The following is a 13,790-nucleotide window of genomic DNA, read 5'->3' on the forward strand; positions in this document are numbered from 1 at the left end:
AGAAGTCAATGTCAGCGTGGGTTGTTCGCTTGCATCGTATCCGGTTCACGACGCGACCACTCGGAACCAGCCAGTCTCGTCGCTGGCCACGAACCCTTCGAGCTCGAGCAGTGGAAGTACCGAACGCACCTTGGTCAACGGCACCGATGACAATTCGGACAGCTCCCGAGGTGATCGCGCGCCGGTGGCGGGGAGAGCCTCGTAGACGAGCAAGGCGTTGTCGGACAGAGCGTCGATGTCACGGAACATCGACGGCCGACCTTCGCCTACCTCACCCGAGGGACCTGCCTCCGAGACCACATCGTGTGCATCCGCGACGAGACGAGCTTCACCCTCTCTGATCATTCTGTGGCAACCCTTGGACGACGCCGATGTCACCGGCCCAGGCACAGCCAGGACTGGCCTGCCGAGCTTGTGCGCCCAAGCCGCAGTATTTCGTGCTCCGCTTCTCCATCCGGCTTCGACCACCACCACTGCGGATCCGAATGCAGCGACGACTCGGTTGCGTGCCAGAAATCTGTGTTTCGCGGGCGTGGTCCCTGGGCTGTACTCACTGATGACCGCACCACTGCCGGCGATCCTCTGCAGGAGCCTCGAGTGACCGGACGGATACGCGCGGTCCACACCACACGCCAGGACCGCAACAGTCGTTCCGGAAACCCCGAGCGCTGCGCGGTGGGCGGCTGCATCGATGCCGAAGGCCGCCCCCGACACGATCGTCCAGCCGTCCACCGCCAGGTCGCCGGCGATTTCTGCCGTCACATGTTCACCGTAAGCACTGGCGGCCCGCGTCCCCACGATCGAGACGGCCCGGTCGACCAGCTCGGCCACCGGACGGCTGCCGAGCACCCACAACGCACAGGGCGCACACCGATCCGACCCGTCGGGCATCCCAGCACCGTGGAAGGCCAGAAACCGCCACATCGGCCATTCCTCGTCGTCCGGCGTCACCAACCGACCCCCCATGGTTGCTACGAGGTCGAGATCGACTGCTGCGGTGTCGATGTGGGACCGAACCTGAAGCCGTTCGCCGAGACCTCCTCCGATGACGGCGGTCCGCGCTTCCTCGGGCCCCGCCGCAGCGGCGAAGTCGAGAAGAGCGCGGTGTGGGCCCTGGGCGACCCGAGACAGGTACGCCCACGCAAGACGCCGCGGATCGTGTGCGCTCACATCATCCCCCTGTCTCGAAAGTCGAGAGCTGCACCGACCTCGTCGAGACCTGGCATGTCGCCACCGGCCAGATCGGAGAGTGTCCACGACACTCGCAGTGCACGGTCTGCACCACGTGCAGTCAGCGAGCCGTTTCGCAACGACCGTTCGAGTGGACGCAACGCCTCGTTCCCCAGCCGAAATTTCTGCCGCAGCGCGGGTCCGGGCACCTCGGCGTTGGTACGCCAGCCGTACTCGCGCCATCGTGCTGCTGCAGCATCGCGTGCACCAGTCACCCTGGCGCGCACCTCCGCCGTCGTTTCGCCTACCTCGTCGGCCAGAGCTCCCGTTGCCACTGTCTGCATGGCGATACGCAGATCGACCCGATCGAGCAGTGGCCCTGACAGCCTTCCGAGATATTTTCTGCGGGCAGTGGGAGCACACACGCAATCGGCATTTCTGGCAGGTGCGCACGGACATGGATTGGCGGCGAGGATCAGCTGAAATCGAGCCGGATAGCGTGCGACGCCGTCTCTTCGAGCAATTCTGATCTCACCGTCTTCGAGAGGAGTTCGCAACGCCTCCAATGCTTTCACGCCCATCTCGGCACATTCGTCGAACGATTGCAAAGTACTCCACACTTTGACATACTTAGATGGAGTAACGACTATGCAAGATCAGCCAAAACCACTGCAACACAACGAATCTGCGGCAATCTATGTCCGCATCTCTGCCGATCACGCCGGTCGCGCCCTGGGGGTCGAACGACAACTTGAAGCCTGTCAGGAGATGGCAGCACGGCGTGGCTGGAACGTCACTCACGTATTCTCCGACAACGACATATCGGCGTACAGCGGTAAGCGGCGTCCCGGCTACGAACAGCTGCTCGAACTGATGAAGTCCGGCGAGGTGCGCGTCATCGCGGCGATCCACACCGACCGCATCCATCGCTCCCCTACTGAGCTGGAATCCTTCATCACGATTTGCGAGGCACACAATGTGCGCGTTGAGACGGTGCAGGCTGGACCCGTGGACTTGTCCACAGCCACCGGGCGCATGGGAGCGCGAATCTACGGGGCTGTCGCACGTCACGAAGTCGAGCACATGATCGAGCGACAACGTGCAGCAAAGCTACAAGCGGCTAGGGCAGGCGCTTACCTCGGTGGTCAGCGTCCGTATGGCTTCGAGCCAAAGCGTGAGGGCATCCGAGAAGTAGAAGCTGCGATTATTCGTGAACTAGCAGATCGTTTCATCCACGGCGCATCCTTCTGGTCCCTCGCAATCGATCTAAATCAGCGAGGAATCCTCACTCAGAACGGAGCAGACTGGAACGCTCTTAAAATTAGGAACCTGCTAAGGCGACCGATCAACGCTGGGATCGTGTTACACAAAGGCGTTGAGTACCCAGCAGAATCCCCCGCCATCTTGCCTCCTGACATTTGGTCTCAGCTCAACGATGCCATGGCAATGAGCAAGCGCAACTCCACTCATCCGGGTCGTACTCGTAAGCACTTACTACAGGGCTACCTCTTCTGTGGTGAGTGTGGTCAGAAGCTTTTCCACAAGTCCAAGCAGCAACGAGACGGTAGCTACAAGACAACCGCCGCTTGCGGAAAGAAGGACTCACAAACCGGGCGACAGCACGGATGCGGCAAGGTGTCGCGCATGGTTGATCCGATCATCGACCTCCTGACTGATTGCATCATGATCCGCCTCGACACGCCTGAGCTTGCCGAAGTAGGCGAAGCGAGTAGAGACGAAGCATCGACCACCCGCGATCTTCACGAACGTCAGCGCGTCCTAGAGCAGCGCAGTACAGAGGTTCAGGACGACTACTACGTTAACCACGTTCTCACCCGCGAACAGTTCGAGCGCATGAAGGCGTCTGTCGATCTTGAACTGAAGAACGTCCAGCTAGCGATAGATCAGCAAACCTCGGATCGCATCACTTCCAGTGCACGTGTCGACTTCAGGTCTAAATGGGACAGCTCTGAACTGCACTGGAAGCGCGAACTGCTTGCTGCACTTGTTGATAAAGTTATCATCCACCGCCGACCACGTGTAGACGGATACACCTATCCCAAGTACAAAGATAAGTGGCGGTTCGATCCCGATCTAATACAGATTGTTTGGATACATTAGTCGACGTCACCCATCTCTTTTACCATCTTATTAAGTTTGCCCCGATCTTCAGATGAAAGCTTTTCGTTTCGGATTTTTGTAGAACCAGCGTGGACCTCCTCGTGATTCTCCGCGTAGTTGCTCACAATATTTAAGATCTCAGATCGAGCGGCGTTCCGATCCTTGCGATGAGACAAGTATTCTTCCGCAATTGCTTCGTCTGGCGCGTCGACCATTTTGGCTAGTGAATTCATTTCTAAGGTCATATTCACACACAGAGTGGTCAGTTGACTTACGAGACTTGTCATGAACGCATCCCGTTCTTGCAAAAATACTACATCGCCGAGGACCATCTTCACTGCCGCTGCGCCAAGCCGAGAACCCAAAGCTTGCCGTTCTGCGTTATCCAACAATAGGCGCACGGATTCCCCCACCAGCTTTCGAAAGCTTTCATCTGAAATAGAAGTATCGTTGAACATGGACAGCACTCTTTCGATGGAGTCGATGTTTGTATCGTCTTCCCCATCGTCAGCGGCGGTGACGGCCACTTCTTCAAGAGTAAATTCACCAAGTACACCATCGACGAGAATCTTCAGGGCGTCTCGCTCACGCTTGATCAACGTGCTCATACTCATAGAGAGAACTGCTGGGACATCACGCTTACCCAGTATCCGATAGCGTCTCTCTTCAAGCGTCTTGGCCGGCGGGCCTTCAAACCCCAACGCATTAGATAAGGCGATACGCCGTTCGAAGTCCTGGATATCCACCAACTGTGACTTTAATTCTGCAATTACGTCCTCCGCTGCCTCTGCCCCCAAGCCCTCGAACAAGACCGGAAAACGCAGGACGCGTTCGGAAGTCGCTCCGCTCTCTTTCGTAAGGTCCTGTAGAGCTTTGGTCAGGTCAAATCTACTCACGTTCACTTCTACTCATCTCCTTCTTGGTGGATGTTTCAGACACTAGCGTAAGAGTCAGCCAATGGACACTTCAAACACCCACATCGACATGTAGCAACCATGGCTTACATGTACCTATGCCGAGTTACATGTCGACTTCATGCTTAACGATTGACTGAACTCTTCGCACGATGCAATGGTAATTGCAGACGGCTAAGTGGTAGCAAAAATCTAATCTCAACGTGAGATACCACAAGGGTCTACGTCTTTACTTGTCGCGAAGGTTTCAATTTTTTCCGCCGACGCTGTTGTCTCGCGGAGACAACTTGAAACCAGATCGACAAAGCACATTGACAACTCTACAGCGAACCGCACGTCCAACTTCTTTACCGTCAGAAGACCAGATCAAGGAGAAGAAGAATGTCCATCACGACCACATATGGTCAGATCGAACCAGGCGATGACGATCGATACAAGAAGTACGGCCAGTTGTCGCCGCTCTCATCGTCCGGCCGCAAGATGAACGCCATTGACAGGGCGGCTCAGGTCGAGGCCTACAAGGAGATAACCAACGCTAAGCTCGACGCGCTCAAGGCCATGATTCGCCAAAAGCAAGTCGAGGGAACCTTGGTTAGCTTCACAGAAGTCAATGCAATTGCTGAGCGGTACTCAAACGGCGATCCTCAAACGCTTGCCGTTATGCAAGCGATGATTCTGGATTGGCTGCAAGTCGAGGGTCAGATCTTCAGGGCCAACCATCGACCAGGGCTCCGCTGATGATCACGCTGGCTGTTGTAGCAGCGGTAGCCATCGTTATTTTTTGCGCAGGGGCTTTCATCTCATCGCCCACAGGTCCTCATCGGATCGAGGGCACGCTAGACAATATCGATCGAAAAGCGGACATTGAGATCGGACGCACTATCGCAAGAGCGGTTGAACAAGATCTCCAAGCCGCAATGCGCAAGCGGGATTTAGAAGAACGCATACGTGACGTCGGACGACGAGCAGGACGTGCCGTCGACCAGTAGTCCAGACCGCCCGTTACTTGGTCTGTCCATCAAGGTTCAGGCGTACATCCACCTACACTCCGGTTTTCACTCCGGAGTGTAGGTGGATGAGCCGGGGCGGTATCTGCCCCATATACGTCTCATCGATCGAAGGGAGCTTCCGTGCGAAGCGCTCGCTCTCCATTCCTTGCAAGTTTCGACTCTAACTACAACCCCAATGAAACCGCCCAGCTGATCATGGAAGGTCTACGAGAACTCTTCCACGACGATCTGGGTCGACCGACGCTCGAATATCTCGACAGTCCACCAATCTCGGCGGATGTCTACATCAGCACGTTGTCGGACCGAAAGATCGTCATCACCGCAGGCAACAGGGTGACAACTTACTGGTCCATCACAATCACGCTGGAGCCTCGACCTACGGGCGGGACTCATGGCGAGATGGTCTTGGATCGACCTAAGCGTGACGTCAACATGTGGATGGGCAACGTGATGCAGATCGCCATCCAGCTTCCTGGGTTCTTGTACCGGCAGGGAAGCTGCAAGATCCTCAAGAGCGACGACAAGTTCGTCGGGATTCTTTAGGGAGCTGACAATGAAGTTCAGCAAGAACCCAGTTGGCTTCCTCGTCGCAATTGTGTTCGCGATGTGTATCGGAATGGCCGTTCTGGACATGTTGCTCACACTGATCGCCGCGCACATCGGGACTCTGCTTTTACTGCTCGCGCTACTTGCTTTTTTCCTGTTGATCCCGCGTGTGCTCCGAGCAAGTCGAGAATCGCGAAAGTTCAAACCCTAGTCAAAACGGGTCGATGATGCGACAGTTGGAGGCAGATGGATACCACTCTCATCTGCCTCCTTCTGGCATCTGCACTCGGAACCCCCACGTACTTCTACTGGAGGCACTCCATGCGCAGTAACCAACGTAAGGCTGATAATAACCGCACCTACTTCGACATCGTCTTTCCCACTGGCCTAACAGAAGACCGACCGAAGGCTTTCCTCAACGCATTAGATGGTGCGCTTGCCACAGGTGGACCGAAGGGAATGGGTCGACCGACCGTTGTCTTCGAGACCATCGGTACAGCGAGAGGAATTGCCCACCGCGTCGGTTTCCCAGGATACGACAACGAATTCCTCGAAGGGCAACTCGACGGTCATATCCCGGGAATTGAGGTGAACCCTGCACCAGACGAGGACGATCCGACCTACTCGTTCGGGGTGAGGATCTACACGACTGATCCGCTTGCTTCACTTCGCATCAGTGGAACACAGGACTACTCGACCAAAATCCTGAAAGCAATCCAGACCGACCATCCAGCAGAGCGCGTTACGTTGCAGTGGATAGTGACTCACTCCGATGTCGACAAACATCCAGGCGCGACACGCGCAGAAGCCCCGTCTTTTCTACGAGCCCTCCTCACCGGCGCGACAGCACCAGACCAGCCCAAGCGAAGCCATCCGCCTGAACAGTCCTTTGTCGCGGTCGGTCGAGTTGGAGCGGTGGCTGCAGATCCACAGCGTGCCGAACAACTTGTGGCGATGGTCGTTCGTGCACTCCAAAGCGAGAATGGCCCGAACAACCTTTACGCGCAGCCGGTGCGCGACATTACCGAGATCAACCGCCGTAGCACCCCGACCACCAAACTCGGCAATCTCTTCACGGTAAGCGAGATGACAGCTCTTCTCGCGTGGCCCATCGGTGATCCTGCGATCCCCGGCCTTAGGCAGGGTGCAGCACGTCGATTCCCAGCCACAGAATCGGTAGCACGTGAAGGTTGGGTATTTGGTCACAGTGACGTTCCAGGCCGACGTCGACCGATAGCACTAGGCCTCGACTGGGCCTCCTACCACGTCGCGATGACCGGTGGATCAGGAACCGGTAAGACAAGCTTCATGGCCAACGGTGTTCTCCAGCTTGCGGAAGCGGGACTTGGAGTAATCGTGTTCGATGCAGGGACCGACATTTCGTCAGAGCGTCTGTATTACCGAGTGCTCAACAACATGCCAAGATCCCGGTGGGATGACGTGGTCTTGATTAATCCAGCTGGCGACTCTTCGTCGGCTGTCTCGATCAACCTGCTCGACCAAGACCTGGGTTCGGCGGCTATCGACATCGTCATGGATACGTTCGCATCGATGTACCCGACGATCATGGAGCAGGTCAACTTCCGCGAGCTGTTCAAATATGGACTGAAGACACTTCTGGAAGTCGGGGGTCACACGCTCATCGACCTTGCGGCATTGCTCAGTCCGCGCAATGACGATGAGCGTAATTGGCAAAGGCATCTTATTGAGCGTGTCGTCGATCCTGACGTCCGAGACTTCTGGAGTCGAAACCCAGGCGCGACTGATCCGAAACATAAAGGCGCTTCCGACTGGAACCGAAAAGCCGAAACCGTACTAAACAAGATATGGCAGCTAACCGACGACACTGGGGTCAGAAACCTGTTGGGACAGACCAAGAGCACAGTGAAACTGAAAGACCTTCTGCTTGAGCACAAGGTTGTGCTTGTGAGCTTCGGCGGGATGCCGCCCGAGAGCGCGAAGATGCTCGGCAACCTACTGAGCACTGCGCTGTGGAGATCCGCCCAAGTTCTGGCAGAGAACGGTGACGATCTACACAAGCCGAACATCCTATTCGTCGACGAGTTCCAGGTAGTCGCCGGTCAAAGCACTCTTGCTGACATCCTGGCACGCGGGCGTGCGTTGAAGTTCGGTGTCGTGCTGGCGACCCAGTACCTCACGCGTCCAACTATCAGCAGCGACTTGCAGAACACCGTTCTACAGAACGCACGGACCCAGGTCGTGTTCAAGGCGGAAGGTCGCGAAGCTTCCTTGTGGGCGCAACAACTCGGTCGTGGTGTGGTCTCAGAGTCGGACGTATCAAGACTGCCGTCGTATCACGGGATCGCGAAGATGGTTGGTGAGAGCAGCCCGATGACGTTCGCCGCGCTCAAGCCACCGGAACCGGAACCAGGACTTAATACCGCGTCGATTCTCGAGTTCAAAAGTCGTGGCAAGTACGGTCGCCCGGCGATCGGCATTCGGAGCGAGACCGAGGAACGCAGGCGGACTAGTAGACAGCGGGCTCCACGAGCACCGCAGAGTGAGATCCCGATTCCCGACGAAGACTCAACTTGGAGGCAGTGATGAGTGACAACTACGGGCAGACGGTGTGGCAGGGCAGAGTCGATGAAGCAGTCCAGGACATACGACTTCTGCAGGACGCCGCACGTGATGTACTCCAAGCTTTGGAGGATGCCGAGCGTGACATCGCGAGCATCAAGTACGAGCGGATGCGGGATGACGTAGACGACGATGACGTGATTAGAACTGCGGGTAGCGCACGATCCCACGTGGCAGATTCGCACTCGAAGATCCGCGAGATCTTGCGGGATGCACTGGCGGAAGTTGGGAACATGTCGGACGTCTTCTCCGACCATCTCGGCACGCTCAAGTAGAACACCGCGCCGTCACTAACGAGACCCCCGCACCGACCTTCATGGTGCGGGGGTCTCACGTGTATGGGTGGGGGTGGCGACCACACTCCCCCACTACCCGGGAGTTCACCAACTAAAGCGGTCAACACCTAAGGCCGACTCCCCTACCCTGCCTGTGGTCACTCCCCCCACCCCTGTCAAACGTTGTAAAAAAGTAGGGTGGGGTAAAACCACCGGAGAAGTGGTCGGGTCGGGTAAAAGTTAATCAGCCACAACCACTTTTAGGTGAACAACTTACTTGTGCGCCTCGTCAAACTTCTGAAGGATCTCCGCCTTGACGCGGCCACGAGGCGACACCTCGATGCCCTGCCCCTTGGCCCAATCGCGAACGGCCTGAAGCTCTTCTTTAGACCGTCCCGACCCACTGGGGGCACGCGTTCCCGACCCACTCGCCGACGCCTTGCCGCGTCGCGTTGACTTGCCGACCTCAGCAGCGGCTTCGACGTACGGCTTGATCAACTTGTCCAACTTCTCGGCGTTCGTCGGGCGCAGATCGATGATGTAATCCTTGCCGCCGTAGCTGAACTCGACCGACTGGTCCATGCCTTCATCGATCGGCTTGCCGTCAAGATCGTCAACGATTTCGACGAGCTGCGTTACTTTCCGTGCCACGTGAAACTCCTTGCTAGTACGAGCGGTTTAGTTTGCAGCGAGGTACTGCTCGACGACCGAAGCCGGTATCCGACCGCGGCTCGAAACTTCGATGTCGTTGTCAGCGGCCCACGTACGAACGACACCGGGATCAACATTCGCAGTGCCCGTAGATGTTGCCTTCTTGCCGCCACCACGCGACTTACGCTTGCCGGGTCCCGAGACCCTCTCAGCGTGTTCGATCCAGTAGGCCAACTGCTCATGCAGTTCTTCGACGTGCTCGTTTGTAAGGTCCAATTTGTACGTCGCGCCGTTGAGGCTGAACTCGACGGACTCACCCTCACCGTCCGCGATCATCGTCTCGTCGATGTCGTCAACAAGCTGGATTATGGTTTTGCGCGCCATTACGTTAGAACCTTCCATGGCTGAGATTAAGACTGATACCGCATAGTAACCACGTTAAGACTGCCCATACAACTTACCTAAGATTTTCATGTGGGTCGATCATCACAAAAGCGCCCGACGACATGTCAGGCGCTCTTCAAAATGCTTTATACGGCAAGCTACATGTTCGGGCCTTCGACCGGCTTCAGCCACTTCTTCACGAGTTGGTTGTAAGCGATCGCGGCTATCACAGCGACGGTCCCAACTTGAACAAGCAGTTCCGGCACGTTCTCCCAGCTCAAGACCGGTCGTACGATGCCAAGCGTCGCAACGACGCTGAGAACCAAGTTCACAGGAACCGGATACTTGTTTGCCCACGATCCTGGGACGATCTCAAGCTTCAAGATTTGCTGAACCAATAGTACGACTGCTCCTGCTTGCAGCGCTGCTGCTGATAGATATTCCATATGTCTCCTTCGTTTGTTAGTTCGCGTCGATCACCTGATCTCGACGACGTTGCTGTCTATGACGTCACGGCTTGGGTCTACTCCGTACACCCGTGGATACTCACCACGTATCCGCAGTAGGTAGTGGCCTGGCACAGTTGGTGCTGGAATCCCCCTAGGCTTCGACGCGTAACACCCTGGCCCCGATCCAACGCGGGACGATCCTGATATCGAGATGGGAACGTATGACTTGTCGTCTACCCACTTGCCGCTGTCGCGCTTGACCCGCACCCAGTCCCGTGTGACGTCTCCGACCCGGTCGAGGTGTTTGCACCAGTCGAAGACATACGTCACTTCGCTTCCCACGTGCGCTTCGACAGGCGACACAGCAAGAGACTTATAGGTTGCGACATCCTCGTTTGCACGTACCGCGAAACCGACCATGGACCCGACGAGCACGATGAGGACGAGTGCACCAGCAATCTGGTTGAACGCTCTCAACTTGAAGTAGATGGTCTCCTTCGTTGTTAGCTTCATCTTTGACCCCCCTGGTTTGCATATAAGTAGTAGAGGACGACCCCGACGAGGCCGATGACAAACGCGTTGAGAACCTGTCGGACGATCCCGTTACTCAGGTCAATGCCCGGCTTAGACTTCGCGAGCAGCCCTTCCACCGCTACCAGTCGGTCGGTCAGATCGTTCTGCACTCGCTCCGCAGCTTCCTTATCGGCGAGGTACAGGGTTGTCGGCACATAGCCGTTCATGATTGCCTGGATGCTGGTCTTGATTTCACTGACGTCTTCCTTTGTCTCGGCCACGTCGCGCTTGGTAACAGCGACATCAGTCTTCAGGGAAGAAACATCATCCGAGAATTTACTGAGCAACTGGGCTGAAACATTCCGATCCGCCATTCGGTTAATCCGTCATTACGTCCTTCAACGCACCCCTTAAGTTTGCAAGTTTCGCTTCTGACTCTGATTTCGACGAATCGGTATCACGATTTGCGCCTGCTGCCAGCAGCGCACTAATCGTTTCCTCCGACGCCCTCAAGCGAGAGGCCAATCCGGAATTCCTACTCGCCTCCAACCAAAAGTTCACGAACTGATTCATGACTGTTTGCGTCATAGGCTGATCGGTAAACCGATAGTCGTAACCCACGCCAGGGTAGTCACCGGTCGCAAGAAAAGACATCGTATTCTCTAGCTCTTTGGTAATCTTCTCCATCTCTACTCCTTTAAGGTCCACTACTTTAACTCGAGATATATCTTCGGACCATCCGACATATCGCATACCATTACCGAAAGCGCGCACAAGCTCGTCTACCGTATTGAACCAAGTTCGGCCAACACCGCTCAGCGGAGATGACCAGACCTTTCCATCGGCTGCGCGGATCGCGACGTGGCCGTACTGGTACTTTTGCTTGTCGCCAGGCAGTTGCCCCCACCAGTCGAACCACACAGGCACTGCAAGGCCAGCCGGAAAGTCCCGGTCAAAGTGTCTAAACTGGGCCTTACTCCAGCCATCCCAAGCGGTTGCCTCGACGATCCCTGCACCAAAGACGCGGCGAGAGAAGGACAAGCACATGCCGGCTTTCTCGTTTATGTCATAGTTTGGTTGTACAAGCTGACGACCCATGACTATGCAGTCACCGTTAATAGTTCATAAGCGAGCAGGGTTGCTGAGTTAAAAGCCAGCACGATGTGCGCCACTGATCCCGATCCATAAGACATGAACTCGATTGTGTATGTACCTGCCGGAAGGGTTGAGCCCTTGATAATCACAAAGCCCGGTTCGCTTATGAGAGTCGTAGACGTTATATCGTAGAGCGTATAGAACACTCCATTGACCCGAACCCCGAAACCGCCGGTTGCTGAACTGGTAGCCATGTAACCCGCTATGGACGCATGGATCACAAGGTCCTTGCCTGTAGTCGTTATAGTCTGACTACCCGTGAAACCTGCCGGAAAGGTCAAGAGAGCTGGCGTTGCCGACGAACCACCCTGCGAAACGCTACTATAGCCTTTATAGAATGTTCGACCTAGCGAGATCGATTGATGAATTGTAGTCGCAATTCCGGGAGCGAGACCAGCGACGCTAGTGTCTTTATCAACGTTTGCAGTAGTATCGCGAATAAGCACGCGGTCATTTGCAGCCGCAATCGCTTTGTCTTCTCCAGCTATGATCTGTTTTACCATATTCAGTTGTCCTTCTTTCCCTCAATATAACATGTTACGTCGGCGCGATCGGTAAGTTTTGATACTGCTCGTTTGACAATGACTCATCGATATCCGCCACGATGGACCGCTGGTCTTCGAGTACTTCTCCAAGCTGCAACGTCACTCCAGAAGGTGTGTACTGCCGGTTCACGATCGGAAGCACTAGCGCATCTATGAAGTTGCCCGCATTACTGACACCAACCGTTTGACCAAGCTGCACTGTCTCAATGTCGTAGACAGCCGATGGTATGACAATCTCCGAGGTGTAGATCGGCTGTGCATAGCGGGACATGACTTTGTCCGCGTAACGCTTGGCCGAGGTTTCCAGTGTGTAGCGACGATCGGTGATCCGATAGGTATGCAGCCCGTACTGTGCGATCGAAGCCGTGTCTTCCCACACTTTGTAAAGCACCGTTCCATCTGTCTTCTCGCCACCCACAAAGATGATCCGATTTCGCAGGTTCTCGCCTGACTTCTTCACCTTGATCTCACCGATGTGCACACCCATGACGAAAACATGGTCGGCAGTGGTGTTGTGTTTCTTCAGGTAGGTCAGCCGCTCCCCTACGTGGCCGTACCAGTACCAGCCTGCATCCGTTTGGTCGAAGATGCTTTTCATCCCTTCAAGCTTCGTGTTGTTCTGGAATTTCGAGGTGATCGTGACACCCGTGTTGTCGACTGTCGCCGCCGTATAGCCCATCCGACCTGGGTTCGTGTCGAGGATCGACTTCCAGATGCCCTCGATGGACGTTGAGGCGTAGGTAACGGTCGTTGCGGTTCCTGACTTGATCAGCTCACCCGTGGTCAGTTCGATACCGTCTGATGCCAGCGTCACCGTGATCCCCTCGTTGTCTCCGTAAACAGCTTCGTAGTCCAAGATTTCGCCGGTGAAGACGACCCGGCCCAGCGGTGCACCCGTCGACACAACGTAGGGTTCGCCACTCTCATCTACGTACTGTTCACCGTTCTGGTCTACGAGGAAGTCAAAGCCGCCATAGACCTTCTCGACCGTGACGATAAGCCCATAGTCGACATCGGTATCCGGTCCGACGGTGTTCGACGTGCGGCCGACAACGACATATGGATCGCCAGTTGAGTCCGTGTAGGGATCTCCTGTGTGGTCGACCAGCGTGTCGCGAGTCTCGATCATGTTGTTGGCAGAGCGTGATAGTCGAACTGTCGTAGTCGTTCCTGGTGTGTTGATCGCCTGAGTGAACATCAGATCATCCACCACGTCAGGCCATATGCCGATGTATGAGCCGTCTTTGCGGCTGACTTTGTAGATGTACTCAGGCGGAGCGCTCTCGATGTTCTGAAGCGTTATGACGGCGTCTGTTGTGTACGTAATGGTCAGGCGGGGCAAGGTTGATGGGCCTGACTCGAAGGCCGCAGCCGAGTGTCCTTGGTAGTTGGCAGACCCGTTGGTTGGGTCCCCAGGTAGAAGTCCAGTGTCTGTGTGAGTTTCGTGTCCGAGAAT

Annotated in this window: 16 protein-coding genes and 1 pseudogene; 6 read left to right on the plus strand and 11 right to left on the minus strand. The window is 55.8% G+C overall.

The annotated features are described in order from the left end of the window. Nucleotides 1-45: 45 nt before the first annotated feature. Both dprA and ACODSO_RS07440 read right to left on the minus strand, forming a co-directional pair. A complete protein-coding gene (gene dprA, locus ACODSO_RS07435) occupies nucleotides 46-1,170 on the minus strand; it encodes a DNA-processing protein DprA (protein ID WP_489036137.1) in 1,125 nt (374 codons plus the stop codon). After that, a pseudogene (locus ACODSO_RS07440) lies at nucleotides 1,167-1,766 on the minus strand (ATP-binding protein); the annotation flags it as partial. The pseudogene ACODSO_RS07440 and the gene dprA, both read right to left, overlap by 4 nt. A gap of 52 nt (nucleotides 1,767-1,818) precedes the next feature. Between ACODSO_RS07440 and ACODSO_RS07445 the strand changes: the two are divergent. Further along, nucleotides 1,819-3,291 (plus strand): recombinase family protein, encoded by a 1,473-nt coding sequence (locus tag ACODSO_RS07445; protein ID WP_489036138.1) that lies wholly within the window; start codon nucleotides 1,819-1,821, stop codon nucleotides 3,289-3,291. Here the strand turns inward: ACODSO_RS07445 and ACODSO_RS07450 are convergent. Beyond that, the gene (locus ACODSO_RS07450) at nucleotides 3,288-4,193 is read right to left on the minus strand and encodes a hypothetical protein (RefSeq protein WP_489036140.1); all 906 of its coding nucleotides are present in this window, start codon (nucleotides 4,191-4,193) and stop codon (nucleotides 3,288-3,290) included. The genes ACODSO_RS07445 and ACODSO_RS07450 overlap by 4 nt on opposite strands. Before the next feature lie 393 nt (nucleotides 4,194-4,586). On the opposite strand from ACODSO_RS07450, the gene ACODSO_RS07455 reads away from it, so the two are divergent. The 5 genes from ACODSO_RS07455 to ACODSO_RS07475 all read left to right on the plus strand — a co-directional run bounded on the left by ACODSO_RS07455 (nucleotide 4,587) and on the right by ACODSO_RS07475 (nucleotide 8,637). Then, nucleotides 4,587-4,943, plus strand: a complete 357-nt coding sequence (locus tag ACODSO_RS07455) for a hypothetical protein (RefSeq protein WP_489036141.1) — start codon at nucleotides 4,587-4,589, stop codon at nucleotides 4,941-4,943. A 467-nt stretch (nucleotides 4,944-5,410) separates the two neighbouring features. Beyond that, nucleotides 5,411-5,758, plus strand: a complete 348-nt coding sequence (locus ACODSO_RS07460; RefSeq protein WP_489036143.1) for a hypothetical protein — start codon at nucleotides 5,411-5,413, stop codon at nucleotides 5,756-5,758. 10 nt (nucleotides 5,759-5,768) lie between these two features. Next, nucleotides 5,769-5,972: a hypothetical protein gene (locus ACODSO_RS07465; RefSeq protein ID WP_489036144.1), complete on the plus strand. Its 204-nt coding sequence runs from the start codon at nucleotides 5,769-5,771 to the stop codon at nucleotides 5,970-5,972. Between the two features lie 110 nt (nucleotides 5,973-6,082). Next, nucleotides 6,083-8,326, plus strand: a complete 2,244-nt coding sequence (locus tag ACODSO_RS07470; protein WP_489036146.1) for a type IV secretory system conjugative DNA transfer family protein — start codon at nucleotides 6,083-6,085, stop codon at nucleotides 8,324-8,326. After that, on the plus strand, nucleotides 8,326-8,637 hold the full coding sequence (locus tag ACODSO_RS07475; protein ID WP_489036147.1) for a hypothetical protein: 312 nt from the start codon (nucleotides 8,326-8,328) through the stop codon (nucleotides 8,635-8,637). Before ACODSO_RS07470 ends, ACODSO_RS07475 begins: the two co-directional genes overlap by 1 nt. Before the next feature lie 273 nt (nucleotides 8,638-8,910). Here the strand turns inward: ACODSO_RS07475 and ACODSO_RS07480 are convergent, their stop codons facing one another. The 8 genes from ACODSO_RS07480 to ACODSO_RS07515 all read right to left on the minus strand — a co-directional run. Next, a complete protein-coding gene (locus ACODSO_RS07480; protein WP_489036149.1) occupies nucleotides 8,911-9,288 on the minus strand; it encodes a histone-like nucleoid-structuring protein Lsr2 in 378 nt (125 codons plus the stop codon). Nucleotides 9,289-9,315: 27 nt separating this feature from the next. After that, nucleotides 9,316-9,672 carry a histone-like nucleoid-structuring protein Lsr2 gene (locus ACODSO_RS07485; RefSeq protein WP_489036150.1) on the minus strand — a complete coding sequence of 119 codons (357 nt, stop codon included), beginning with the start codon at nucleotides 9,670-9,672 and terminating at the stop codon, nucleotides 9,316-9,318. A 158-nt stretch (nucleotides 9,673-9,830) separates the two neighbouring features. Beyond that, nucleotides 9,831-10,118, minus strand: coding sequence for a hypothetical protein (locus ACODSO_RS07490; protein WP_489036152.1), 288 nt, complete (start codon nucleotides 10,116-10,118; stop codon nucleotides 9,831-9,833). A gap of 30 nt (nucleotides 10,119-10,148) precedes the next feature. After that, nucleotides 10,149-10,634 (minus strand): hypothetical protein, encoded by a 486-nt coding sequence (locus tag ACODSO_RS07495; protein WP_489036154.1) that lies wholly within the window; start codon nucleotides 10,632-10,634, stop codon nucleotides 10,149-10,151. Next, the gene (locus ACODSO_RS07500; protein WP_489036155.1) at nucleotides 10,631-11,008 is read right to left on the minus strand and encodes a hypothetical protein; all 378 of its coding nucleotides are present in this window, start codon (nucleotides 11,006-11,008) and stop codon (nucleotides 10,631-10,633) included. Before ACODSO_RS07500 ends, ACODSO_RS07495 begins: the two co-directional genes overlap by 4 nt. A gap of 4 nt (nucleotides 11,009-11,012) precedes the next feature. Then, nucleotides 11,013-11,732 (minus strand): hypothetical protein, encoded by a 720-nt coding sequence (locus tag ACODSO_RS07505; protein WP_489036156.1) that lies wholly within the window; start codon nucleotides 11,730-11,732, stop codon nucleotides 11,013-11,015. A 2-nt stretch (nucleotides 11,733-11,734) separates the two neighbouring features. Beyond that, nucleotides 11,735-12,292 (minus strand): hypothetical protein, encoded by a 558-nt coding sequence (locus ACODSO_RS07510; RefSeq protein ID WP_489036158.1) that lies wholly within the window; start codon nucleotides 12,290-12,292, stop codon nucleotides 11,735-11,737. Between the two features lie 34 nt (nucleotides 12,293-12,326). Then, a partial coding sequence (locus ACODSO_RS07515) for an XkdQ/YqbQ family protein (protein ID WP_489036159.1) occupies nucleotides 12,327-13,790 on the minus strand: 1,464 nt, incomplete at its 5' end.

The sequence above is a fragment of the Rhodococcus sp. FG69 genome (assembly GCF_057808915.1).

What these genes read in the sequence shown, in the direction of transcription:
- ACODSO_RS07470 (WP_489036146.1), top strand. Translation starts at nt 6,083, where the DNA reads ATGCGCAGTAACCAACGTAAGGCTGATAATAACCGCACCTACTTCGAC.
- ACODSO_RS07455 (WP_489036141.1), top strand. Translation starts at nt 4,587, where the DNA reads ATGTCCATCACGACCACATATGGTCAGATCGAACCAGGCGATGACGAT.
- ACODSO_RS07475 (WP_489036147.1), top strand. Translation starts at nt 8,326, where the DNA reads ATGAGTGACAACTACGGGCAGACGGTGTGGCAGGGCAGAGTCGATGAA.
- ACODSO_RS07500 (WP_489036155.1), bottom strand. Translation starts at nt 11,008, where the DNA reads ATGGCGGATCGGAATGTTTCAGCCCAGTTGCTCAGTAAATTCTCGGAT.
- ACODSO_RS07445 (WP_489036138.1), top strand. Translation starts at nt 1,819, where the DNA reads ATGCAAGATCAGCCAAAACCACTGCAACACAACGAATCTGCGGCAATC.
- ACODSO_RS07495 (WP_489036154.1), bottom strand. Translation starts at nt 10,634, where the DNA reads ATGAAGCTAACAACGAAGGAGACCATCTACTTCAAGTTGAGAGCGTTC.
- ACODSO_RS07510 (WP_489036158.1), bottom strand. Translation starts at nt 12,292, where the DNA reads ATGGTAAAACAGATCATAGCTGGAGAAGACAAAGCGATTGCGGCTGCA.
- ACODSO_RS07460 (WP_489036143.1), top strand. Translation starts at nt 5,411, where the DNA reads ATGGAAGGTCTACGAGAACTCTTCCACGACGATCTGGGTCGACCGACG.
- ACODSO_RS07490 (WP_489036152.1), bottom strand. Translation starts at nt 10,118, where the DNA reads ATGGAATATCTATCAGCAGCAGCGCTGCAAGCAGGAGCAGTCGTACTA.
- ACODSO_RS07505 (WP_489036156.1), bottom strand. Translation starts at nt 11,732, where the DNA reads ATGGGTCGTCAGCTTGTACAACCAAACTATGACATAAACGAGAAAGCC.
- ACODSO_RS07485 (WP_489036150.1), bottom strand. Translation starts at nt 9,672, where the DNA reads ATGGCGCGCAAAACCATAATCCAGCTTGTTGACGACATCGACGAGACG.
- ACODSO_RS07465 (WP_489036144.1), top strand. Translation starts at nt 5,769, where the DNA reads ATGAAGTTCAGCAAGAACCCAGTTGGCTTCCTCGTCGCAATTGTGTTC.